18 protein-coding genes are annotated in these 24,014 nt (G+C 75.5%); 5 read left to right on the top strand and 13 right to left on the bottom strand.

Translation table 11 applies throughout. The features are described from left to right. Positions 1-22 precede the first annotated feature (22 nt). From IU369_RS09640 to IU369_RS09610, 7 genes are read right to left on the bottom strand one after another with little or no spacing between them, the layout of a single operon-like run. A complete protein-coding gene (locus tag IU369_RS09640; protein ID WP_217920763.1) occupies positions 23-1,285 on the bottom strand; it encodes an AAA family ATPase in 1,263 nt (420 codons plus the stop codon). Further along, complete coding sequence (locus IU369_RS09635; RefSeq protein ID WP_217920762.1) at positions 1,282-3,849, bottom strand: ATP-binding protein; 2,568 nt, start codon at positions 3,847-3,849, stop codon at positions 1,282-1,284. The genes IU369_RS09640 and IU369_RS09635 overlap by 4 nt, the downstream gene beginning before the upstream one ends. 60 nt (positions 3,850-3,909) lie before the next feature. Further along, positions 3,910-4,128, bottom strand: coding sequence for a ferredoxin (locus IU369_RS09630; RefSeq protein WP_217920761.1), 219 nt, complete (start codon positions 4,126-4,128; stop codon positions 3,910-3,912). Beyond that, positions 4,125-5,390 carry an NADH-ubiquinone oxidoreductase-F iron-sulfur binding region domain-containing protein gene (locus tag IU369_RS09625; protein WP_217920760.1) on the bottom strand — a complete coding sequence of 422 codons (1,266 nt, stop codon included), beginning with the start codon at positions 5,388-5,390 and terminating at the stop codon, positions 4,125-4,127. The genes IU369_RS09630 and IU369_RS09625 overlap by 4 nt, the downstream gene beginning before the upstream one ends. Then, complete coding sequence (locus tag IU369_RS09620) at positions 5,387-5,971, bottom strand: ferric reductase-like transmembrane domain-containing protein (protein WP_217920759.1); 585 nt, start codon at positions 5,969-5,971, stop codon at positions 5,387-5,389. Before IU369_RS09620 ends, IU369_RS09625 begins: the two co-directional genes overlap by 4 nt. Beyond that, positions 5,968-6,897 (bottom strand): FAD:protein FMN transferase, encoded by a 930-nt coding sequence (locus IU369_RS09615; protein ID WP_217920758.1) that lies wholly within the window; start codon positions 6,895-6,897, stop codon positions 5,968-5,970. The genes IU369_RS09620 and IU369_RS09615 overlap by 4 nt, the downstream gene beginning before the upstream one ends. A 2-nt stretch (positions 6,898-6,899) precedes the next feature. Further along, complete coding sequence (locus IU369_RS09610) at positions 6,900-7,184, bottom strand: hypothetical protein (protein ID WP_217920757.1); 285 nt, start codon at positions 7,182-7,184, stop codon at positions 6,900-6,902. A gap of 337 nt (positions 7,185-7,521) precedes the next feature. On the opposite strand from IU369_RS09610, the gene IU369_RS09605 reads away from it, so the two are divergent. Further along, a complete protein-coding gene (locus IU369_RS09605; protein WP_217920756.1) occupies positions 7,522-8,745 on the top strand; it encodes an IS110 family RNA-guided transposase in 1,224 nt (407 codons plus the stop codon). A gap of 20 nt (positions 8,746-8,765) precedes the next feature. On the opposite strand, the gene IU369_RS09600 is transcribed toward IU369_RS09605, so the two are convergent. From IU369_RS09600 to uvrA, 4 genes are all read right to left on the bottom strand, one after another. Next, on the bottom strand, positions 8,766-11,744 hold the full coding sequence (locus IU369_RS09600; RefSeq protein WP_217920755.1) for a UPF0182 family protein: 2,979 nt from the start codon (positions 11,742-11,744) through the stop codon (positions 8,766-8,768). Between the two features lie 90 nt (positions 11,745-11,834). Then, positions 11,835-12,659, bottom strand: coding sequence for a DMT family transporter (locus tag IU369_RS09595; protein ID WP_217920754.1), 825 nt, complete (start codon positions 12,657-12,659; stop codon positions 11,835-11,837). A 9-nt stretch (positions 12,660-12,668) separates the two neighbouring features. Then, positions 12,669-13,616: a glutathione S-transferase family protein gene (locus tag IU369_RS09590; protein ID WP_217920753.1), complete on the bottom strand. Its 948-nt coding sequence runs from the start codon at positions 13,614-13,616 to the stop codon at positions 12,669-12,671. After that, the gene (gene uvrA, locus IU369_RS09585; protein WP_217920752.1) at positions 13,613-16,492 is read right to left on the bottom strand and encodes an excinuclease ABC subunit UvrA; all 2,880 of its coding nucleotides are present in this window, start codon (positions 16,490-16,492) and stop codon (positions 13,613-13,615) included. The genes IU369_RS09590 and uvrA overlap by 4 nt, the downstream gene beginning before the upstream one ends. Positions 16,493-16,763: 271 nt before the next feature. On the opposite strand from uvrA, the gene IU369_RS09580 reads away from it, so the two are divergent. The 4 genes from IU369_RS09580 (at position 16,764) to IU369_RS09565 (ending at position 21,457) form a co-directional block, all read left to right on the top strand. Beyond that, positions 16,764-19,016 carry an ATP-dependent metallopeptidase FtsH/Yme1/Tma family protein gene (locus IU369_RS09580; RefSeq protein ID WP_217920751.1) on the top strand — a complete coding sequence of 751 codons (2,253 nt, stop codon included), beginning with the start codon at positions 16,764-16,766 and terminating at the stop codon, positions 19,014-19,016. A gap of 77 nt (positions 19,017-19,093) precedes the next feature. Further along, the gene (locus IU369_RS09575; protein WP_217920750.1) at positions 19,094-19,939 is read left to right on the top strand and encodes a DUF427 domain-containing protein; all 846 of its coding nucleotides are present in this window, start codon (positions 19,094-19,096) and stop codon (positions 19,937-19,939) included. Positions 19,940-20,035: 96 nt separating this feature from the next. Continuing rightward, a complete protein-coding gene (locus IU369_RS09570) occupies positions 20,036-20,692 on the top strand; it encodes a nitroreductase family protein (RefSeq protein ID WP_217920749.1) in 657 nt (218 codons plus the stop codon). 309 nt (positions 20,693-21,001) lie between these two features. Then, positions 21,002-21,457 (top strand): VOC family protein, encoded by a 456-nt coding sequence (locus IU369_RS09565; RefSeq protein ID WP_217920748.1) that lies wholly within the window; start codon positions 21,002-21,004, stop codon positions 21,455-21,457. Here the strand turns inward: IU369_RS09565 and IU369_RS09560 are convergent. Both IU369_RS09560 and uvrB read right to left on the bottom strand, forming a co-directional pair. Continuing rightward, the gene (locus IU369_RS09560) at positions 21,454-21,792 is read right to left on the bottom strand and encodes a hypothetical protein (protein ID WP_217920747.1); all 339 of its coding nucleotides are present in this window, start codon (positions 21,790-21,792) and stop codon (positions 21,454-21,456) included. The genes IU369_RS09565 and IU369_RS09560 overlap by 4 nt on opposite strands. Next, positions 21,789-23,927 carry an excinuclease ABC subunit UvrB gene (gene uvrB, locus IU369_RS09555; RefSeq protein WP_425516819.1) on the bottom strand — a complete coding sequence of 713 codons (2,139 nt, stop codon included), beginning with the start codon at positions 23,925-23,927 and terminating at the stop codon, positions 21,789-21,791. The genes IU369_RS09560 and uvrB overlap by 4 nt, the downstream gene beginning before the upstream one ends. Positions 23,928-24,014: the final 87 nt, after the last annotated feature.

Below are 24,014 nucleotides of genomic sequence, written 5' to 3'. Positions count from 1 at the left end.
CCAGCCACAGGAGCCGGGCGTGTCACCGCTCCCCGACGCCCTCCCCCCGCCGGTCCCCCAGGGACCGGCGGATCGCGAGGGCCTCCCCGAGGGCCACCAGGGCCTCCCCGCTCTCACCGCGGGTGTAGTCCTCCACGGCGACCGCCTGCAGCAGATCGGCCCGCGCCGCGGGATCGAGGGACCCGCCCGACGCGAGCGCGGCGCGCAGGTGGTCGGCCGCCACGCCATGGGCCCCCGCCGCCGCGGCCGCCCGCGCCGCCGCCGGGGCGTGACGGAGCACCGCGTCGTGGTCGCCGGCGCGCCGGGCGTGGTGGACCAGGCGCGCCGGCGGGACCCCCGGACGGGCGGCGAGGGCGTCCAGCACCCGCCGGTGCAGCGCCGCCGCCCGCAGCGGCGTCATCTCCGCCTCGATCCCCGACCGGGCGATCTCGTGGCGGAAGCTCACGCCGCCGTCGCCCAACTCGAGCATCCCGGCGGCGACGCACGCGTCGAGGTCGTCCTCCCGCGCGCCGAGGGCGCCGGTCAGCAGCCACAGCTCCGCGCGGCCCGGGACCACCGAGACCAGGTCGAGGGCCTCCCGCGCCGACGGCGCCAGGCGGGCCGCGCGGGCGAGCACGGCGCCGCGCACCGTCGACGGCACCCCACCGCCCGCCGCGAGGACCTCCGTCACGAAGAACGGGTTGCCGCGCGTCCGGGCGTGGAGGTCGCCCGCGGGGTGCCCGGCGTCCGTCGCGAGGGCGTCGACCGCCGCCGCCGACAGGGGCGCGAGCGCGACGTGGCGGACGACGTCGGGCGGCACCGCCGCGAGCGCGGCGCCGAGGGCGGGGCCCACCTCGTCGAGGCGCACCGTCACCACCAGCGCCCCCGTCGTCGCGCCGATGCGCCGGCCGAGCACCGCCAGCAGGTCGATCGTCGCCTCGTCCGCCCAGTGGGCGTCCTCCACCACCATCAGGCGTGGTACGGGTCCCGCCGCCAGCTCGGCGAGCGCCGCCTCCATCACGTCCTCGCGCGGGGCGTCCTCGGCGAGGGCGGCGCCCATCGCGCCGCCCGACGTGCGGGCCATGTCGCGGAACGGCCCGAGCGCCCGCGGCGTCAGGAGGGGGTCGCACGACCCGGCGAGCACGACGGCGTCGCCGCCGACGCGGCGCACCACCTCGTTCACCAGCCGGGTCTTCCCGATGCCCGCCTCCCCGCCGACCACGATCACGCGGCCCCGCCCGGCGCGGGCCTCCGCCAGGGCGTCCTCGACCGCCGCGACGGCCGCCTCCCGTTCGAGCAGCCTCACCGGGCCGCGGCGGCCGCCGCCTGGGCGCGGCTCGCCACGCCCAGCTTGCGCAGCACCGCCGCCACGTGGTGGTCGACGGTGCGCTCGGAGATGACGAGCCGGTCGGCGATCTGGGCGTTCGTCAACCCCTCCGCCACCAGGGCGAGGATCTCCCGCTGACGGGGCGTCAGCCCGTCCGGGTCGCTGCGGGTGGCGGGGCGCGGGCCGGCGGGGACCACGTGGCCGGCGTCGCGCAGCCGCGCCCGGACCCGTGCCGCCGGCACCGTCGCCCCGAGGCGGTCGAACGTCTCGAGCGCCCGGCGCAGGTCGTCCTCGTCGTCGGAGTCGGTCAGCGCGTCCGCCGCGTCGTAGACGCACCCGAGCTCCTCCCAGGCCGCGGCGGCGCCCCGGGGGTCCCCGAGGATCGAGCGGCGCAGCGGCTCCTCCGCCCCGGCGGGGTCCCGGTCGAGCTCGCCCGCCCGCCACGCCCACAGCAGGCTCTCGCCCACCATGCGGGGGACGGCGCTGACGTCGAGGGTGGCCACCGCGGCCGCCGCGTACCGGCGCAGGCCCTCGGCGTCGCCGCGCAGCCACGCCCGCTCCGCGCAGGCGATCGCCGCCGGCTGGACGCGCTGCGCCTCCGCCGCGGACGCCGCGCGCCGCCAGGCGACGTCGAGCAGCTCGTCCCCCTCGGGGTCCCCCCGCCGTACCAGCAGGCGCCCGAGCGTCACGATGCCGGGGTGCGCGCTGATGGCCGGGTGGGCGCCGTCGATCGCGACGACCTCGCGGCCGTCCTCCTCCGCCCCCGCCCAGTCGCCCAGCTCCAGGCGCGCCCACGCACGCATCCCGAGGAGGTACTGGACGTACGCCCGCAGCTCGTTGGCGCGGGCGAAGGCCAGTCCACGCGCGACGCTGGTGGCGGAGTCGGCGTAGCGCCGGTGCAGCAGGTCCCCCCACGCGAGGTTCACGATCGCCCGGACGGCGTTGTCGTGGTCGCCGTCGGCGGTGGCGATCGCGGCCGCCTCCTCCAGCATGGCGCGGCCCGCCGCGTCGCCGCTCTCGACCCGCGCCGTCCCGACGTTCGTGAGGCCGTGCGCCAGGGCCTCCCGGTCGCCGAGCTCCCGGGCCAGCGCGATCGCCCGCTCCCCCCACAGGATGGCGTCGGCGTTGCGCCACGCCAGCATCAGGAGCTGGGACAGGGTGCTGTAGGCCATGGCGAGGCCGCGGCTCGGGCCGAGCGGCTCGAGCAGGGCGATCGCCCGCCCGGCCGCCGCCTCGGACTCGTCGCGACGGCCCGCCCACCACAGCAGCCGCGACAACCAGCGCTCGTCCTCGCCCGCCTCCGCCGTCTGCCCGAGTGCCGTCCGGATCGCGAGCGCCTCGCGGCGGGCCGTGAGCGCCTCCCCCGGCGTCCCGCAGAGGTACGCCTCGACCGACAGCGCCTCCAGCAGCTCCGCCCGCCGCGCCTCGGGCAGCGCGTCCGCCGCCTCGAGGGCCGTCCGCAGGTGGGCGGCGGCCTGCATGTGGGCGCCGGACGCGGCCGCCAGGCGGGCGGCGTCCGGTGCGGCGTCGACCACCGCCGCGCGGTCGCCGGCGCGGCGGGCGTGGTGGACGAGGCGGGCGGGATCGATCGGGGGGCGGCCCCGCAGCGCCGCCAGCACCCGGGCGTCGAGGTCGCGGCGGCGCATCGGCGTCAGCTCGTCCTCGATGCTCGACCGGGCGATCTCGTGGCGGAACCGCACCGCCTCCCCGTCGACCTCGAGCATCCCGGCCCCCACGCACTCGTCGACGGGCTCCGCGGCGGCGGCCCCGAGGACCTCGTCGACGAGCCACGTCTCGGCGCGTCCCGGCACCACGCCGACCACGTCCAGCACGGCCCGGGCGGGGGACGACAGGCGGTGGGCCCGGGCGAGCACGGCGTCGCGCACCGACCCGGGGATCGCGACGCCGGGTGCGGCGAGGACCTCGGTCACGAAGAACGGGTTGCCGCCCGTCAGGTCGTGGAGGTCGGCGGCGGAGCGCCCCGCGCGGCGGGCGAGCTCGGCGACGGCCGGGGGCGGCAGCGGGTGCAGGTCGATGCGCCGGACCACACCGCCCGGGAGCTGTCCGAGGGTCGCGCGGACGCGGTCGTCGGACCGCTCGGGGCGCAACGTGACGACGAGCGTCCCGGTCGTGGCACCCACCCGGCGGCCGAGCACCGCGAGCAGGTCGAGGGTCGCCTCGTCGGCCCAGTGGGCGTCCTCCACCACCAGGACGCGCGGCGGCGCGGCGGACAGCTCGCCGAGGAGGGCGGCGACGAGCTCCTCCCGTCCACCGGGGTCGCGGAACGCCGCCGCCAGCGCCCCGCCGCCCTGGCGGGCGATGTCGTGGAACGGCCCGAGCGCCCGGGGGGTCAGGAGCGGGTCGCAGGCCCCGGTGAGGATCCGGCGGGTGCCGTCGGCGGCGTCCATCGCCGCCGCCACGAGCGCCGTCTTGCCGATGCCGGCCTCACCGGCGACCACCACGACGCGCCCGCTCCCGGCCGCGGAGTCGTCGAGCGCCGCCGACAGGGTGGCGAGCGCACCCTCGCGCTCCAGCAGGTCCATGGCGCGATCGTAGGACAGCGGGGCGGACGGCGGGAGCCCCGGATGCGGGGGTGCGGGCGGTCAGCCGCCCCGCTCGCGGCGGGCCTGCAGGACCAGCGCGGCCTTGGGGCACATCTCGACGGCGCGGCGCGCCTCGTCCAGCAGCTCCGGGGGCACGGCCCCGCCGTCGACGACCGGGAAGCCCCAGCGGTCGATGCCGATCATCTCGGGGAGCAGCTCGTGGCAGGCGCCGTGCCCGTCGCAGGCGATGGGGTCGAGGCGGATGTGGCGGGTCGTCATCGCCACTCCGTCGGGGCGGCGGGGACCGGGAGCAGCGGCCGCCGGTCGGTGGCCGAGCACTCGCCGCGCAGGTGCCGCTCGACCTCGTCGGGGAACGCGGCGATCGCGCTGCGGGCGAGGCGCGCCGCCCCGTCGGGGTGCGCGCACGCGCCGCGCCGCTCGATCTCGTCGGGCAGGTCGCGCATGTCGCGGAGCGCCGCCGCCGCGTCGTGGCCGCCCGCCAGGGCGTGCGCCGCCCCCGCCAGCGCGCGCAGGCCGAAGACGCACGGGCCGCACTGGCCGGCGGTCTCCCCGGCCAGGTACGTCGCGACGCGGGCGGTCTCGGCGAGGGGGCACCGGTCGGCCGGGAGGACGACGATGGTGCCCGCCCCCACCGATCCGCCGGCGGGGCGCAGGCCGGCCGCGCTCAGCGGCAGGGCGAGGGGGTCGGGGGCGGCGAGCCAGGTGCCGAAGTAGCCGCCCACCAGCACGCCCCCGACGCCGGCGACGGGGCCACCCGCCAGGTCCACGACGTCCGCGAGCGGGGTGCCGAGGGCGACCTCGTGGACCCCGGGCGCCCGGACGCCGCCCGAGACGGTCACGAGCATCGACCCCGGCTCGGCGTCGGTGCCGACCTCGCGGAACCAGTCCGCGCCGTGGCGGGCGATGAGGGCGATGTGGGCGAGCGTCTCGGCGTTCTGGACGAGGGTCGGCCGTCCCCCCACACCCCGCTCGGACGGCCGCGGGGGCGTCAGGGTCGGGCGGGCGGGGCCGCCGTTCAACCAGTTGACGAGGGCGCTCTCCTCCCCCATCACGAAGCGCTCGGGCGCCGCCGCGCACGACAGGCGCACGCGGCGCGTCCCGCCCGCCCGCCGGGCGACCGCCCGCTCGGCGGCCTCCCGGGCGTCCCCCGCGCCCCGGGACACGACGAGGATCGCCTCCCGGGCGCCGACGGCCGCCGCCGCCGCCAGCATCCCGTCGATCACGAGGTCGGGGTCGTGGCGCAGGAGCGTCACGTCCTTCAGGCTCACCGGCTCGCCCTCGGTGGCGTTGGCCACGACCACGGTGCGGCCGCGTGCCGCGGCGACGGCCTCCAGCTTGCGGTGGGTGGGGAACCCGCCGCCGCCGCGGCCGCGGAGGGAGGCGCGTCCGACCTCGTCGATGAGCCAGGGGCCGGCGTCGGGCGCGGCGCCGCGGGTGCGCGGGTCGGCGAGCAGGCGCACCGGCGAGGGGCGTCCGGGGGCGCGCGGCAGGGGGATGCGGAGGGTGGCGGTGGTCGTCACGGGCGGCCTCGGGTCGGGGGTGCGGACGCCGGCGTGGAGGTGCCGGCGGGGGCGATCAGGATCCGCCAGGCGACGGCGCCGGCGATGACGGTGACGCAGCCGACGGCGACGATCCGCATCCACCCGGTGGCGCTGTCGCTGCCGATCGCGAGGGCGTGGAGGAAGGCCGCCGGCCAGAGGGCGTAGGCCGACCAGTGCACCGCACGCCAGGCGACCCGGTTCATGCGTGTCCGCAGCGCACCCGTCACGGCGAGGGCGACGACGAGGTCGAGCGCGAGGGTCCCGAGGCCGAGGGCGAGGGCCTGGTCCCGCCCCGCGAACGGCACCAGCACGTCGACGAGGCGGACGGTGGCGTACGGGTCGACGACGGCGCTCGCGACGTGGACGGCGAGGAAGACGACCGACATCAGGGCGAGGCTGCGGTGCAGGGCGAGGGTGGCGAACCGGGGCAGCGCGCCGAGGCGGGACGCGCCGACGGTGGCGACGCCGAGGGCCATCACGCCGGTGAGCAGGATCAGCGAGACGACGCCGCTGCCGCGCATGAGGTACCAGACCGCGCTGCCGCCGTCGATGGCGCTCACGCGACCGGCTCCGGCCACCCGGCGACGCGCACGACGCGACCGTCGGGGCGGACGAGGCGGGCCGGGAGACCGGCCGCGGCGAGGGTGTCGGGGGCCTCCTCGCCGCGGACGATGGCGGCGGTGCTCCAGACGTTCGCGTCGGCGCACGAGCCGGCGGCGACGCTGACGGTGCGCCAGACCTCCGCGGCCCGGGCGCCCCGCCGCGGGTCGACGATGTGGTGGCGGGGGTCGGCGGGTCCGCCCCAGCGGCGGACGGTGGTGCTCGACGTCGCGAGGCCGCCGCCGGCGATGGCGACCGCCTCGCCGGGGGCCCCGTCGGCGGGTCCGTCGCGGTGGTCGTCGGTGACCCACACCGTCCAGCCGCCGCCGGGCGCGTCCCCGGCGACGGCGATGTCGCCGCCGAGGGACACGAGGGCGCCGGCGCCCGTCGCCCGCGCGATCTCCTCCGCGGAGCGGTCCGCCGCGAAGCCCTTCGCGGTCGCGCCGAGGTCGAGCGCGACGCCGCGGGGGACCGTGACGGTGCCGGCGGCCTCGTCGACCCGGACGGTCCGCCACCCGGGTGCGGGGACGACGCGCACCGCCAGGCGCGGGCCGGCCCCGCCGACGAGGCGGAAGTCCCGGTCGTAGCCGAGGTCGTCCATGGCGCGGCCGACGGTGGGGTCGACCAGGCCGCCGGTGCGCTCCGCGGCGCGGAGGGCGATGCGCAGCGCCGCGATCAGGAGCGGGGAGACCGACGTCTCCGCGCCGCGGGCGTGGTTCACGGCGACGAGGTCGGAGTCCTCGCGGAAGCGGCTGCAGGCGCGGTCGATGGCGTCGAGGCCGGTCCGCAGGAGGCGCTCCGCCTCGGGGAGCGCGGCGTCGTCGGTGACGACGACGGTGGCGGTGGTGCCGAGGGCCGTGAAGGAGGTCGTCGCGGTCGGCGCCACCGTCACGACCCGCCCGACGACGCGACGGGCGGCTGCGTGGACGCCGCGGGCGCGATGACGGCGCCCGTCGCGTCGGCCGCGGCCGACGCCGACGCGGTCGCGCCGGGGACGGCGGCGGGTGGCGCCTGCGACGACCCGGTCGCGGCGGCGGCGAGACCGCCGAACACGGCGGTGCCGAGGACGGCGACGGCGGCGACGCCGCGGGTGATCCGCGTGACCGCGCGGACCTGGGCGTCGCGCTCGTGGGAGCGGCGGCCCGAGGGGGGTGTGAACCGGTGTCCATCCATGCATCCCACGGTAGGCCGAGGTGGGTAAGGAATCGCCCAAGGCCACGTATGGATCTGCCGTGGATGCGGGGGTCGCGGCCCCCGGGCGGGGCCGCGACCCGGGTCCTAATGGCGCTGGGTCGGTCTCGTAGGAGAGGCTGATCCTCCGAGCCGCCGGTGGGTGAGCACTCCTGTGTCCTGGGCCTTCGAGCCCTACGGCTAGAGCGTGCCCCTGCCGGTCGGCGAGGGGTCAGACGGCTGGTGGGATGGCGTGCCGACACGAGCACTGATCCATTAGGTCGCCGCGGGCCTCTCAGGCTCGGGAGCACAGAGGGTCTGTTCCGAGAGGAGGCGCATCGTGATCTTCGTGGGCGTCGACTGGGCCGAGGCCCACAACGACGTGGCGGTGATGGATGAGCAAGGGGCGATCCTCGGGCGCGGGCGCTTCGGGGTCGGGGTGTCCGGCCTTGCCGAGCTGCACGGCCTGATCGCCGATCACGCCGCCGAACCCGATCAGGTGATGCTCGGCATCGAGGTCGATCGCGGATTGCTGGTCGATTCGCTGGTCGGGGCCGGCTACCGGGTCTACGGCCTCAATCCGTTGGCGGTCAGCCGCTACCGCGATCGCCACACGACCTCAGGCGCGAAATCCGACGGCGCTGACTCCAAGCTGCTGGCCGATCTGGTGCGCACCGATCACCACAACCACCGACCGCTCGCCGGCGACTCGGACCAGGCGAGCGCCATCCGGGTGCTGGCCCGCGCCCATCAGGGCCTGATCTGGACTCGCCAGCGCCAGGTGAGCGGCCTGCGCTCGGCCCTGCGCGACTACTTCCCGGGGGCCCTGTCGGCGTTCAGTACCGACCTGGGCTCAGCCGATGCATTGTCGATCCTCGCCATCGCCCCGACGCCGCAGGTTGCCCGAGGGCTTTCACGGGCGAAGATCGCCGCGGCGCTTGGGCGCGGCGGCCGGGAGCGCAACCTGGAGCGGCGGGCGGCCGAGATCCAGCAGGCATTGCGCATCGAGCAGCCCGAGACGACCGATCTGGTGGCCGAGGCCTTCGCAGCGGCGAGCGCGGCGCGGGTGGCGGTGCTCGTATCGCTCAATCAGCAGATCGCCGCCCTCGAGCACGAGCTCGGTGAGCATTTTGATCGTCACCCGGACGCCGAGATCCTGCGCAGTCTTGCCGGACTCGGCTCAGTGCTCGGCGCCCGGGTGCTCGGCGAGTTCGGGGATGACCCGAACCGCTACGCCGATGCTAGAGGCCGCAAGGCCTATGCGGGCACCGCCCCGATCACCAAGGCATCGGGTCGCAGCCGGGTGGTGCTGGCCCGCGTGGCCCGCAACCGGCGCCTGGCCGATGCCTGCGAGCGATGGGCCTTCAGCTCGTTGAACGCAAGCCCGGGCGCACGGCGCTACTACGACGCCCTGCGGGCGCGCGGTAAGACCCACTCACAGGCCACTCGCCAGCTCGCCAACGGCTGGGTCGGGATCCTCCACGCCTGCCTCGATCGACGGCAGGCCTACCGAGAGGAGACTGCCTGGCCCGCCAGCGAGCAGCTAACCCGCCTCGTGGCTTGACGCCTAGAGCCGTGGGATGTCTAGCCGGTGCCGGTCTGCTCCCGCGCCCGCTGCAGGAGCTGCTCGAACTCCTCGAGGCGCCGGGCGGCCTCCTCGTAGTCGCCGGCGTTCCAGGCCGTCCGGTAGGCGTCGTAGGCGGCGCCGGCACGGCGCACCAGCTCCCGGACGTCGGTCGGCAGGGCCTCGGGGGGTCCGGTGCCGTCGCCCTCCCCCGCCGCTCCGCCCCCGCCGGGGGACTGCGCCGTCAGCGCGCGCTCCAGGGCCTGCGGGAAGCTCGAGCCGGAGTAGATGCGCCCGTCGCCGAGCGAGACGACGACCTGCCACAGCGTCGGCAGGCTGTCGGCGGACGTGTCGAGGTAGAGCGGCTGCACGTAGAGCAGGCCCTCCCCGATCGGCACGACGATCGTGTTGCCGCGGAGGACCTGGTCGCGTCGCAGGCCGATCTGGGCCGAGAGCTCCGAGTCGCGGGCGACGCTGGCCACGAACGTGTCGACCGAGTCGAGGGCGTCCTCGGCCACGTCGAACCGCAGCAGGCGGAGCTGACCGAACCGGTCGGGTTCGCTCTCGGCGGTCAGCCAGGCGGAGAAGGCGATGCCGCGGCCCTCCGTGGCGGGCTTGAAGTAGCGCAACAGCAGGAAGCGCTCCTCCGACTCCCCCGGCAGCACGGCGTAGCTGTAGCGGGCCGGCGAGATGATCCGGCGGCCCTCCGTGCCCCGGCCGGTCGTCTCCACCGTCGACGCCCACGCGTCGTCGTTCGCGAAGAAGCGGTCGACGTCGGTGACGTGGAACCGGTTGAGCGCCGCGGCCTGGTAGTCGAACTGGTCCTCGCCGTACCGCAGGTGGGCGGCGATGCCGGCGGGCATCTGGGCGCGGTCGGTGAACAGCTCGGGGTACACCGCCCGCCACGTGGCGATGACGGGGTCCTCCTCGTCCATCACGTACAGCCGCGTCTCGCCGGAGTAGGCGTCCATGACCGCGGTGACCGCGTGGCGCTGGTACGAGGTCCCGTCGAACTGCGCGGCGTACGGGTACCGGTCGGTCCGCGTGTACGCGTTCTGCATCACGTACATGCGGCCGCCCTCGGCGACGAACCACGGGTCGTCGTCGAGCGAGAGGAACGGGGCGAGGCGGTCGAGGCGGCTCGTCAGGTCGCGGTGTATGAGGAGCTGGGCGTCGGCGGTCTCGACGCGGGACAGGGCGTTCCAGATCTGCCGCCCGCCACCGAGGTACGGCAGCCCGCCGAGCTCCAGGGTCAGCGCGAGGCGGTTGTCCTCGACGTCGATGCCGGCGCCCTCCCAGGTGGGCGGGCGCTCGTCGGTGAAGCCGTCGGGCTGGTCGGTGTTCACGACGGCGAACGGCATGTCCGGCTGGGCGCCGTGGTAGATCTCGGGGCGCTCCAGCGCCGGGTCGAGCCCGCGCACGGGGAGCCCGCCGACCACGAACGACGGGCGGCCGGACGCGTCGATCTGGTTCACGGGGGCCATCGCGATGCCGCGCCCGTGGGTGAAGGAGAAGTGGCGCCGCTGGAAGTCGGCGATGGCGCCGTAGTCGACCTCGCGGCCGAACACGAACAGGGTCTGCTTCTGCCCGTCGCGCTCGTAGCGGTCGAGGTCGGCGTCCTGGCACGTGTAGTAGCGGTTGACCGCCTGCAGGCGGCGGCACGCCGCGAGGGCGGCCTCGAGGTCGAGGAAGCGCAGCGACCCGACGGACGCGGGGGCGGCGTCGATCGCCTCGCGGCTCACCCCGCCCCGCCGGTACTCGGCCCGGGACGTCTCGATGCCGTCCAGGCCCGCGGCGGTGCGGGTGGACTCGAGGGTCGCCTGGATGTTCTCCCGCTCGACCTGCAGCGTCGAGCCGCGCAGCCCGACGGCGTCGTAGATCGCGGTGCCGATCGGGGCGAGGATCAGCAGCGCCACCGACAGGCCGGCGGCGGCGGCGCCGTAGGCCCAGGTCGGGATCCGCAGCGGGGCGTCGTTGCCGCGCAGGGCCTGCGCGGCCTGCTGGTTGACCGCGCGGGTGAGCTGGCCGGTCGGCCGGGCCGCGAGGGCGAGGGGGATCAGCGGGATCACGAGCACCAGCCACCACGGCGTCGCCAGCACCACGAGGGCGACGACGACGACGCCGAGCACGACGATGCCCGCCCGGATGATGGTCATCGTGCGGGTGCCGGCGAGGCGGCGCCGCACCGGCGCGAAGGCCAGCGCGAACAGCGCGACGCCGAGGAGGCCGATCACCACGGCCGCGACGGTGGTGGTGGGGATCCCCACGTCGCGGGTCGCGCGGCCCGCGCCCGCGATCAGCTCACCACCGGTGTGGACGGCCTCGTAGCGCCGGAACCAGGTGAGCACGGCGAGGGCGATCAACGCGAGGCCGCCGTAGACGGCGGCGAGGGTGCCCGCGCGGGAGAGCAGGCGCTGCGCGACGCCGAGCGGCCCCTCGACGGCCGTCGCGAAGACGACGACCCCGGCGAGGGTGAGGAGGGGGACGATCAGGGCCCCGAGCGCGAGTCCCGCCAGGTCGGCGACGACCGGTGCGGTGAAGACGAAGAAGCTGACGTCCCGTCCGAAGACCGGGTCGGTCTTGCCGAAGGGGACCGCCTCACCCGCCGCGAGCAGCGCGTCGCGCTGGCCGATCAGCGACGGCACCAGCACCAGGAGCCCGATCACGAACACCGCGCCGCCCGCGATCCAGCCGATGCGGCGGACGGGCAGCAGCCCGACGCGGCGCCCCAGGACCAGGCCGAGCGGGAGGGCCAGCACGAGGGCGCCGACGACGCCGGCGGCGCTCAGGAGGAACGACGTGCGGATCAGCGTCGAGTACGCGCCGCCCATGCCGAGGGCGTCGAAGAACGCCGAGGAGATCGTGATGTGCGCCCAGAGCCGCAGGACGATGTAGGCGACCACCAGGGCCGCGACCACGACGACGGCGGCGGGAACGAGCCACGACGCGCGTGGCCGGCCGGGGCCGGGGCGGCGTGGGAACGGGCGGATCTCGGCCAACGGGGTGCTCCTCTCCGGTGGAGCGGAACCGCCCCGTCCTCCAGCCTAGCCGAGCCCCGCCGGCCGGCCCCCCGGGTCGTCCGTCCCCCCTCAGCCCGCGGCGATCAGCACCACCCCGCCGAGCGCGAGGACCGCCCCGGCCGCCTGCAGGCGGCTCAGCCGCTCGTCGAGGAGCGACCCCGCGAGCACCACCGTCATCACCGGGTAGAGGGAGCCGACGACGGCGACGACCGAGACCAGGCCCCGCTGGCTGCCGAGGGCGAACAGCATGTTCGCGCTCGCGTCGAGGACCCCGGCGGCGCAGACCATCGCGATCGTCCGGCCGGCGAGGGCGACGCCGGGGCCGACCACCAGGATCGCCGCGAGCGCGAGCGGGACCGACCCGAGGCGCGCGGCGGTGAGGCCCCAGAGCGCGCTCTCGGACGCCGCCTCGCCGAGCAGGGCGAAGAAGCCGCCGAACCCCACCGCCGCGACGAGCGCCAGGCCGATCCCGCGCCGCGACGCCGGCCCCGGCGCCCGGGCGGCCAGGCTCGCCCCGGCGAGGGCGACGACCATCCCGACGAGCGCGAGGGTGCCGGGCGTGCGTCCCGCGACGAGGTCGACGGCGAGGGGGACGAGCGCCCCGAGGGCGCTGATCGGGGCGATGATGCTGATGCTGCCGACGGCCATGCCGCGGTAGAACGCGACGAGGCCGATGACGCCGCTGATGCCGGCGGCGACGCCCAGCAGCATGTCCTCGGCCGGCGGCGGCCCGGTGCGCGTCGCCGCGACGACCACGAGGGCGAGCAGCAGGCCGACGCCCTGCGACAGGGCGACGACGGTGAGGGCGGCGGCGCGGCGGCTCGCCACCCCGCCGAGGAAGTCCGCGATCCCCCAGGACACGCTCGACACGAGGCCGAGCGCCAGCGCCAGCATCCGGGCGGTCTAGCCGCGGCCGTGCGGCTGCGTGAGGTCGAGCTCCGGTCCCCTGGGGACGATGCCGGTCGGGTTGATCGAGTCGTGCGTCAGGTAGTAGTGGCGCTTGATGTGGTCCATGTCCACCGTCTCCGCGACCCCGGGGACCTGGTACAGCTCGCGCAGGTACGGCCAGAGGTTCGGGTGGTCGACGATGCGCCGCAGGTTGCACTTGAAGTGCAGCACGTAGACGGCGTCGAACCGCACGAGCGTCGTGAAGAGCCGCCAGTCCGCCTCGGTGATGCGGTCGCCCGCGAGGTAGCGCTGCGACCCGAGGCGGCGGTCGATGTCGGCGAGCGTCGCGAAGAGGGCGTCGAAGGCCTCCTCGTACGCCTCCTGCGTGGTCGCGAAGCCGGCGCGGTAGACCCCGTTGTTGACGGTCTCGTAGACGACGTGGTTGACGGCGTCGATCTCGTCGCGCAGGTCCGCCGGGTAGAGGTCGACGGAGGCGTCGCCCCATTCGTCCCAGGCGCTGTTGAGCATGCGGATGACGTCGGCGGACTCGTTGTTGACGATCCGGCCGGTCTCGCGGTCCCACAGCACCGGCACCGTGACGCGCCCCGAGAAGCCGGGGTCCGAGGCCGCGTAGGCCTCCGACAGGAACGCGAACCCGTTGACGGGGTCGGGGCCGTGCCCGCGGCCCGGCCGGAACGCCCAGCCCCGCCCGTCGCGGACCGGGTCGACGACGGACATCGTCACGACGTCCTCGAGCCGCTTGAGGTGGCGCACGATGATGGTGCGGTGCGCCCACGGGCACGCGAGGGACACGTAGAGGTGGTAGCGGCCCGGGGCGGCCATGAACCCCGACGACCCGTCGGCCGTCACGTGGTCGCGGAAGCGGCTCCCCTGCCGGACGAACCGTCCCCCGTCGTCGGTCTCGGCGCCGAACTGCGCGCGGGCGCGGGCCCCGGTGGTCATCGACCGCCCGCCCCGACCAGCCGCTCCTCGGTGGGTGCGGCCAGCAGGATCGGGCGGAGGTACTCGCCGGTGTGCGACCCGGGGGTCGCGGCGATCTCCTCGGGGGGTCCCGACGCGATCAGCGACCCGCCACCCGACCCGCCCTCGGGCCCCAGGTCGATGACGTGGTCGGCGCACTTGATGACGTCGAGGTTGTGCTCGATGACGACGACGGTGTTCCCCTGGTCGACGAGGCGCTGCAGGACCTCCAGCAGCTTCTCGATGTCGGCGAAGTGCAAACCCGTGGTGGGTTCGTCGAGGACGTAGAGGGTGCGGCCCGTGGCGACCTTCGACAGCTCGGTCGCGAGCTTCACCCGCTGCGCCTCCCCTCCGGAGAGCGTCGTCGCCGGCTGGCCGAGGCGGACGTAGTCGAGGCCGACGTCGTGGAGCGTCTGCAGGCGCCGGTGGATCTTGGGGACGGCCGAGAAGACCCCGACGGCCTCCTCGATGCTCAGCTCCAGCACCTCGTGGATGGTGCGCCCGCCGTACCGCACCGCGAGGGTCTCGCGGTTGTAGCGCTTGCCGCCGCACACCTCGCAGGGCACGTAGACGTCGGGCAGGAAGTGCATCTCGATGGTGATGGTGCCGTCGCCCTTGCAGGCCTCGCAGCGCCCGCCCTTGACGTTGAAGCTGAACCGGCCGGGGCCGTAGCCCCGGGACCGGGCGTCCTGGGTCTTGGAGAAGAGCTGGCGGATGTGGTCGAACAGCCCGGTGTAGGTCGCCGGGTTGCTGCGCGGGGTGCGGCCGATCGGCGACTGGTCGATGTCGATGACCTTGTCGATGTGCTCGAGGCCCTCAATGGTGTCGTGGGCCCCGGGGCGGCGGGGCCGCCGGCCGAGCCGGCCGGTGAGGGCCTTCAGCAGCACCTCGTTGACGAGGGTGCTCTTGCCGGACCCGGAGACGCCGGTGACGCAGGTGAGCGCACCCACCGGGAACCCGACGTCGATGCCGCGGAGGTTGTGCTCGCGTGCGCCGCGCACGGTGATCCAGCCGCGCGCCTCGCGGCGCGTCGCCGGCACGCGGACCCCGCGGCGTCCCGACAGGAACGCGCCGGTGACGGAGGCGGGCTCGGCCTCGAGGTCGGCGACGCTGCCCTGCGCGACGACGCGCCCGCCGTGGGTGCCGGCGCCGGGGCCCATGTCGATGACGTGGCCGGCGCTGCGGATCATGTCCTCGTCGTGCTCGACGACGAGGACGGTGTTGCCCTGGTCGCGGAGGCGCTCGAGGGTGCCGATCAGCTTGCGGTTGTCCCGCTGGTGCAGGCCGATGGAGGGCTCGTCCAGGATGTAGAGCACGCCGACGAGCCCCGACCCGATCTGGGTGGCGAGGCGGATCCGCTGGGCCTCGCCGCCGGACAGGGTGCCCGCGGCGCGCGCGAGGTCGAGGTAGCCGACGCCGACGTCGTCGAGGAACCGCAGCCGCTCGGTGATCTCCAGGATGATCCGGGCGCCGATGAACGCCTGGGTGGTCGACAGCTCCAGCTGGGAGAAGAACGCCAGCGAGTCGCTCACCGACAGGAGGGTGACCTCGTGGATGTTGCGGCCCGCCACCGTCACGGCGAGCGCCTCGGGCTTCAGCCGGGCGCCGTGGCAGGAGGGGCACGGCCGCAGCGACATGAACTGCTCGACGCTGTCGCGCACCGCCATCGACATCGACGTGGTGTGCTGGCGGCGCAGCTGCGGGATGACGCCCTCGAACCAGCCCCAGCTCCCGCCCTTGCGCCGCGCGCTGAGGAACACCCGCTCGCGGCGGCGGGGGCCGTCGAGGATGAGGGCCCGGTGCTTCTCGGGGAGCTTCCGCCAAGGGGTGTTCAGGTCGATGCCGTGCTGCTCGGAGACGGCGTCCATCATGAGGTCGTAGTAGTCGGTGGTGCGGTCCGTCCACGGCAGCACGGCGCCCTCGGCGAGGCTGCGCTCCGGGTCGATGACGAGCTCGGGGTCGACCTCGGGGCGGAAGCCGAGCCCCGTGCAGGTCGGGCAGGCCCCGTGGGGCGAGTTGAACGAGAACGTCCGGGGCGCGAGCTCCGGCAGCGACGCCCCGTGCTCGGGGCACGCGAACCGCTCGGAGTACGTCCACGAGCCCGGGGTCGCGTCGTCGCGGCGCACCTCCTCGATGCGCACGAGGCCGTCGGCGAGGCCGGTCGCGGTCTCGAGGCTGTCGGTGAGGCGGCGGCGCAGGTCGCTGCGCATCACGAGCCGGTCGACGACGACCTCGATCGTGTGGTTGAACTTCTTGTCGAGCGCCGGCAGCTCGTCGACGGTGTGGACCTCGCCGTCGATCATGACCCGCGAGAACCCCTCCGCGCGGATGCTCTCCAGCACGTCGCGGTGCTCGCCCTTGCGTCCGCGGACGAGCGGCGCGAGGACCATGAAGCGGGTGCCCTCGGGCAGCGCGAGGACGTGGTCGGCGATCTGCTCGACGGTCTGCCCCGTGATGGGCCGGCCGCAGATCGGGCAGTGCGGCTCCCCGACCCGCGCGTAGAGGAGGCGGAGGTAGTCGTAGATCTCGGTGACGGTCGCCACCGTCGACCGCGGGTTGCGGCTGGTGGTCTTCTGGTCGATCGAGATCGCGGGCGACAGGCCCTCGATGTGATCGATGTCCGGCTTGTCCATCTGCCCGAGGAACTGGCGCGCGTACGCGGACAGGCTCTCGACGTAGCGGCGCTGGCCCTCGGCGTAGAGGGTGTCGAACGCGAGGCTCGACTTCCCGCTCCCCGACAGGCCCGTGATGACGACGAGGTCGTCGCGCGGGATGTCGACCGAGACGTCGCGCAGGTTGTGCTCGCGGGCCCCCACGACGCGGATCGCGTTGGTGGGCACGGGACGTCTCGGGGCCATCCGGTCAGTGTAGTGGGGACGTCGGCGCGCCCGCCGTGCGCCCCCGGCTGCCACCGGGGCCGAGGTGCCGGCCGCCCGGTTGGCCCCAGGGACATACGACCCCCGACGGCCTCGGCCTACCGTGATCGTGGTGATATCACCCACGGAGCGGGTCCGGCGTCCCCGGTGTTTCAGCCCGGCGACGCCCGCGCCGATAGGCCAGCACGCAGAGCCTGTCGCGGACGGCCCGCCACCGGAACGTCCGCCGACGCCGACCCCAAGGAACCCGCCGGTGCTCCGTCAGTCCCCGGGCCCGATCGGCCCGCCCCCGCCCCTCCGTCGCGCCCTCCTCATGGGCCTGCTCGCGCTGGCGGCCCTCGCCGCCCTCGTGGGCCCCGCCCTCGCGGCCGACCCCGTCCAGGTGCCGCCGAACGTCGTCGAGCCGCTCGGCGCGGTCGACGGCGCGGTCGTCGTCCCCTACTCCCAGCTGGTCGGGGCGGCGGACGCCCGGAACCTGAACGCGGCGGTGGTGGACACCTCGAGCTACTGGGTGGCGGCGATCGACGGCGGCGGGCGCGTGATCGCCTCGGAGATCCCCCGGCCGCAGGCCGGGCGGGACTTCGCCCAGGCCGAGGGCACCCCGAAGACGGCGACCCCGGCGCTGCCGGGCGCGTTCGAGCTGGCGACGCACCTGCGCGAGGACGGCGTCGCGGTGCTCGGCCCGGCCCCCGTCGAGGCCGACGCGGGCGGGTCCGGCGGCATCATGCGCTACCTCGCGATCCCCCTCGGCGTCGGCATCCTCGCCGCGTTCCTGATCGGCGGGATGATGCTGATCCGGGGCCGCAACCCGAACGGCCGGGGCGCGAACGGCCGCGGCGGCGCCGCCGGCCACGGGAAGATCCGCAAGAACGCTCAGGTGGAGCCGCCGAAGGTGCGGTTCGCCGACGTCGCCGGCTGCGACGAGGTGGTGGAGGAGCTGACCGAGGTGGTGACGTTCCTGCGCGAGCCGGAGCGCTTCGCCGCCGTCGGCGCCCGCATGCCGCGCGGCGTGATCCTGCACGGCCCCCCGGGGACCGGGAAGACCCTGATCGCGAAGGCCGTCGCCGGCGAGGCCGGCGTCCCGTTCTTCGCGCTGTCGGGCTCCGACTTCGTCGACACGTTCGTCGGCGTCGGCGCCTCCCGCGTGCGGGACCTCTTCGCGGAGGCCCGCAAGGACGAGAAGAAGGGCACGCCGAACCGCGGCGCGATCATCTTCTTCGACGAGATCGACGCCATCGGCCGCGCCCGCGGCCAGGGCAACTCGGGCGCCGACTCGGAGCGGGAGGGCACGCTGAACCAGCTCCTCGTCGAGCTCGACGGCTTCGGCGACCGCGACAAGGTCGTGGTGATCGCGGCGACGAACCGGCTCGACATGCTCGACGCGGCGCTGCTGCGGCCGGGCCGCTTCGACCGGCGCGTCCAGGTGGGCCTGCCCGCGGAGGCGGGGCGCCTCGAGATCCTGCGCCTCCACTCGCGGTCGATGCCCATCGCGGAGCCGGAGTCGCTGACGGCGCTCGCCCGGGTGACGGCGGGCTTCGCCGGCGCCGACCTCGCGAACATGGTGAACGAGGCGGCGATCATGGCGGCCCGCGCCGGGCGCGTCACGATCCTCCCGGAGGACCTGGACGAGGGGATGCTGCGCGCCGTCGCCGGGCCCCAGAGGGCCGACCGGCGCATCGGCGAGGGCGAGCTCGAGGTCATCGCCTGGCACGAGGCCGGCCACGCCCTCGCGGCGGAGCTCTGCCCCACCCACCAGAAGGCCCAGAAGGTCACGATCCTCGCCCGCGGCGACGCCGGTGGGCTCGCCCTCTACGGAAACCTCGACCGCACCCTCACCTCCCAGCAGCACCTCCACGAGAAGATGGTCGTGGCGATGGCGGGGCGCGCGGCGGAGCAGATCCGCTTCGGCGTCATCTCCTCCGGCGCCGCGAACGACCTGGAGCAGGTGAACCGGATGGCGCACGAGGCCGTCGAGCGGCTCGGCTTCTCGCCGCGCGTCGGCCAGATCGTCTCCGCCGCCGGGGCGCACCAGATCCCGCGGTCGGGTGAGACGCGCCGGGCGATCGACGAGGAGATCGGCCGCATGATCGACGCCGCCTACGCGGACGCCGTCGCCCTCCTCACCGACCACCGCGACGAGCTCGACGGCCTCGCCGGCGTCCTGCTGGAGCGGGAGCAGGTCGACCGGGCGGACATCGACGCGATCCTGTCGGGGCTGCGCGACGGCGGGCGCCGCCTCCCGGCGCGCGCCGACGCCCTGCCGACGTCCCGCGAGTCGCAGCCGGTCGCGGTGGCGGCGCACCCGATCCCGGCGCCGGAGCCGGTGTCGGTCCCCCACCCCCCGGCCCCGCCGCGGTCGCGCCGGCCGCGGGTGCCGGCCCTCGGCCTGCCCCGCGGGCGTCGCGTGCGGACGGGGATCGAGGCGGCCGCCGCGTCGGTCTACGCGGTCACCCTCCCCCGCGTCGGCGTCCGCCGGCGTCGCCGCAAGGGCCCCGGCCTGGCGTGACCCGCCGGCCCGTCGCGCGGGTGCGCGGCGGGCCGTGGCGGTGAGAGGATCGCCCCACCACCACGGGAGGCGACCCCATGACCCTGATGCTCGGCGCCGGCCCCTTCGGACAGGCCCCCGCGGGGCGCCTGAGCGTGGACGTGCCACGCGCGGGACTGACGTTCCTCGACCCGTACCCGCGGCGCCTGCGGGGGGTGCTCGCGGGGACGGTGCTGGTCGACAGCCACCGCGCGTGCCTGCTGCACGAGCACGGGCACCTGCCGCGGGCGTACTTCCCGCGTGACGACGTGCGGATGGACCTGCTCGCGCCGGGGAGCCGCGTCGCCCGGTCCGCCACCCGGGACGGCGGCACCTACTGGACGGCGCGGGTCGGCGGCCGGGTCGCGCAGGACGCGGCGTGGACGTATCCCGATCCGCCGCTGGACGGCCTCGTCGCGTTCCACGTCGGGGCGCTCGACGAGTGGTGGGAGGAGGACGAGCGGATGCTCGGCCACGTCCGCGACCCCTACCACCGGTGCGACGCGCTGCCGTCGTCGCGCCGTGTGCGGCTCCTCATCGACGGGGTCGTCGTCGCGGACAGCACCCGGGCTCACGTCCTCTACGAGACGGGGCTGCCGCCGCGGTGGTACCTGCCCCGCGAGGACGTGGCGGTGCGGTTGACGCCGACGGCGCTGGAGACGTCGTGCGCGTACAAGGGGCATGCGCGCTGGTGGACGGCGGTGGTCGGCGGGCGACGGTGGGAGAACGTCGCGTGGACGTACCCCGATCCGCGCCGCGACGCGGGTCCGGTTGCGGGGGCGGTGGCGTTCTTCGGGGAGACGGTCGACCACGAGATCGACGGCGAGCTCCAGCCCCGTCCGCGGAGCCCCTGGGGTGAGCCCGGGTGGTGGAGGTCCGTCCGGGAGTTCGAGCGGTCGGTGTGACGGCGGCGCGGGCGGTGGCCGACGGAGGGCGGTTCGGGCGCGGTCACGGGGGCGGTTCGGGGACCGGGGGGCCGCCCCGGGTGACAGGATCCCCGCATGGCCGAACTCGAACTGACCCCCGACGAGGTGCTCGCGACGACGCGGACGGTGCGGAAGCGCCTCGACCTGGAGCGCCCCGTCGCCCGTGAGCTGATCGAGGAGTGCCTCCGCCTCGCCCAGCAGGCGCCGAGCGGCGGCAACCGGCAGGGCGCCGTCTTCGTCGTCGTCACCGATCCGGAGCGGCGGCGGGCCCTCGCGGACATCTACCGGCGGTCGTGGGACCGGTACGTGTCGGAGGGCGTCTCGGCGGGGCCGCCGAGGGCGAGCACGCCCCCGGGGGGGCGTGACCTGCAGAAGCGCATCGGCCGCTCCGCCGCCTACCTCGCGGAGCACCTGGCGGAGGTCCCCGTCCACATCGTCCCCTGCCACCCGGGACGGACGGAGTCGCGGGAGCAGGTGGTGCAGGCCTCCGCGTTCGGCTCGGTCCTCCCCGCCGTCTGGAGCCTGATGCTCGCCGCCCGCGCCCGGGGCCTCGGGACGGCGTGGACGACGATCCACCTCTTCCACGAGCGCGAGGCGGCGGAGGTGCTGGGGATCCCCTACGAGGAGTACTCGCAGGTCGCCCTGATCCCCCTCGCCCACACGATCGGCACGGAGTTCAAGCCCGGTCCCCGGGTCCCCCTCGACGGCTTCGTCCGGTGGGACTCCTGGTAGACCCCGCCTGAGGGGCGACGGAGGGTCGGCGGGGGCGCCCCGTCCGGCCCCGGGTGGGACGGTGCGTCGATTGGCGTCGACGCGTCGACGCCAATCGACACCCTCGGCCCGGACGCCGCTGCGACGGTGGCGACGACACGCCCTCATCGCCGGGAGCGGCGGGGTTCGCCGCCGGCGGCGTGGACGGCGTCGGTCGTTTGTGGCCGCTCCGGGTGTCCCGTGATCGGATGGGGATGTCCGGAACGTCAAAGACACGGGGCCGGGGTGCGACGAGACTGTGACGGTCCCGACGCGAGACAGGAGGCATCCGTGATCCCCGCCCGACTGACCGTCGTCACCCGCATCGTCGATGACGTCCCCGCCATGCGCCGCTTCTACGAGGGCCTCGGCTGGGAGGCGACGGGGGAACCCGACGACGACCACGCCGTCTTCGTCACCGGTGGCGCGACCCTGTTCCTCTGGTCGTCCCGCCAGGCGGAGGGTGAGGTGGTGGGCGCGATGCGGGCCCTCGGCCACGCCCCCCGCGGCGTCGTGCTCGCCGTCAACGTCGCAACCCGCGACGAGGTCGACGCCGCCATCGCCGCCGCCCGCGCCGCCGGGGCGACGATCGTCAACGAACCCGAGGACCGCCCGTGGGGCGGACGGTCCGGCCACTGGTGCGACCCCGACGGCATGCCGTGGGAGGTCGCGTGGGTCCCCGGCGCCACCGTCGGGACGGAGCCGGCGATGACCTGGCCCGACCCCGGCGCGCCCCCCGAGGCCTAGGAGGGCGGCGGGGCCGCCGGGGGCTCCGGCCCGGCGGCGCCCGCAAGGCCGCCGCGCTCGTCCCGCTCCTCCCGCTCCTCCCGCCACTTCGCCAGCAGGCGCTCGTGGCGGCGGCGCCGCTCAGCGTCCTCGTCCCACGGCCGCTCCGGATCGTGGGGGGCGGCGGGCCACCCCTCACCCCAGAACGGACCCGGCACCGGCAGGCCGTGGAGCGCCGCGAACACGTCGTCCTCCTCCAGGCCCGGCGCCGCGAGCGACCGGAACTGGAGCTCGTCGGGCCCGGCCTCGGGCTCGGGCCGGGACGCGCGCTCGGGGCCGGGTGCGCCGCCGGTCACCGCCGCCCCCTGCCCCCTCCCTGCGGACGCCGCCCCTGCTTGCGCGGCACCGGCGCCGACCCCCGCGCCGGCGGACCACCGCCACCCCCCGCAAGCGCCGGGGGCGCGCCGTCGGCGCCGGCGCCCTCGCCGGCCCCCGCCCGCTCCAGCTGCTCCCGCCGCAGGTCGGCGATCTCGTCGCGCAGGCGGGCGGCGAGCTCGAACTTCAGGTCCTCCGCCGCGACGAACATCTCCTGCTCGCGCTCCACGATCATCCGCTCCAGCTCGTCCGACCCGACGTCGGCGAGGGCGTCGACCTCGCCACGGCGGCCACGGCGGGGCGCGACGGGCGCGTCGCCCAGGCCGAGCAGCTCCACGATGTCGGACACGCCCTTGATGATCGAGGCGGGCGTGATGCCGTGCTCCTCGTTGTACGCGACCTGGATCGCCCGGCGCCGGTTCGTCTCGCCGATCGCGGTGCGCATCGCGTCGGTCTCGCGGTCCGCGTACATCACGACCCGCCCCCGGACGTTCCGCGCGGCGCGGCCGATCGTCTGGATCAGGGAGGTCGTCCCCCGCAGGAACCCCTCCTTGTCGGCGTCGAGGATCGCGACGAGGGTCACCTCCGGCAGGTCCAGCCCCTCCCGCAGCAGGTTCACCCCGACCAGCACGTCGAACTCGCCGAGCCGGAGGGAGCGGACGATGCGGATGCGCTCCAGCGTGTCGATCTCGGAGTGGAGGTACCGCGCCCGCACCCCCGCCTCGGTCAGGTACTCGGTGAGGTCCTCCGCCATCTTCTTCGTCAGCGTCGTCACCAGGGCGCGCTCGCCGCGGTCGGTCCGGTCGCGGATCTCGCCGAGGAGGTCGTCGATCTGGTGCGTCGTCGGGCGCACATCGACCTCGGGGTCGACCAGCCCCGTCGGGCGGATGATCTGCTCCACGACGTTCTCGGAGCTGCGCTGCTCGAAGTCGCCGGGCGTCGCCGACACGAAGATCGTCTGGTTCACCCGCTCCAGGAACTCGGGGAGCTGCAGCGGCCGGTTGTCGAGGGCCGACGGCAGCCGGAACCCCGCGTCGATCAGCGCGAGCTTGCGGGACCGGTCGCCCTCGTACATGCCGCGCAGCTGGCCCATCGTGTTGTGCGACTCGTCGATGAAGCAGAGGAAGTCGTCGGGGAAGAAGTCGAGGAGGGTGTGCGGCGGCTCACCCGGCCGCCGCCCGTCGAGGATGCGCGAGTAGTTCTCGATGCCGGAGCAGAACCCCAGCTCGCGGATCATCTCCATGTCGTACTCGGTGCGCTGCCGCAGGCGGTGCGCCTCGACGAGCTTCCCCGCCGACTCGAACAGCGCGAGCTGCTCCTCGAGCTCCTCGCGGATCTCCCGGATCGACCGGTCGATGGTCTCCGGCGGCGTGATGTAGTGCGTCGCCGGATAGATCGCGAGGTGCTTCAGATCGCCGTACACCTCGCCCGTCAACGGGTCGTACTCGGTGATGCTCTCGACCTCGTCGCCGAACATCGAGATGCGGTACGCCGTCTCGGCGTCGGCGGGCTGGACCTCGAGGGTGTCGCCCTTCACCCGGAACCGCCCGCGCTCCAGCACCGTGTCGTTGCGCTGGTACTGGGTCTCGACGAGCCTCCGGAAGATCTTCTCGCGGGAGTGCTCCTCCCCCACCGTCAGCACCAGGACCCGGTCGCGGTACACCTCCGCCGACCCGAGGCCGTAGATGCAGCTGACCGACGCCACGATGACGACGTCCCGCCGCGCGAGCAGGGCCGCGGTGGCGGCGTGGCGGAGCCGGTCGATCTCGTCGTTGATCGACGAGTCCTTCTCGATGTAGGTGTCCGTGGCCGCGATGTAGGCCTCGGGCTGGTAGTAGTCGTAGTACGAGACGAAGTACTCGACCGCCGCCGAGGGCAGCAGCTCGCGGAACTCGTTGCAGAGCTGCGCGGCCAGGGTCTTGTTGTGCGCGATGACCAGCGCGGGGCGCGCGGAGTTCGCGATCACCTGGGCCATCGTGAAGGTCTTGCCCGAGCCGGTGACGCCGAGGAGCGTCTGGAAGCGGTCGCCCCGGTCGAGGCCGGCGCGCAGCTCGGCGATGGCCTTCGGCTGGTCACCGGTCGGCAGGTACGCCGGTGAGATGTCGAAGGGGACCACGGCCATCGACCTAGGTTAGCGCCGGGCCCGGCGGCCCCGCCGCGCCCGCGCCGATAGCGCGCCGGGGCGTCCACCGGCCCCGACCGG

It is taken from the genome of Miltoncostaea oceani (assembly GCF_018141545.1).
In the GTDB taxonomy this organism is placed as follows: Bacteria; Actinomycetota; Thermoleophilia; order Miltoncostaeales; family Miltoncostaeaceae; genus Miltoncostaea; species Miltoncostaea oceani.
Note: the sequence above shows the minus strand (reverse complement) of the source record. Positions and strands in the feature narration are given on the sequence as shown.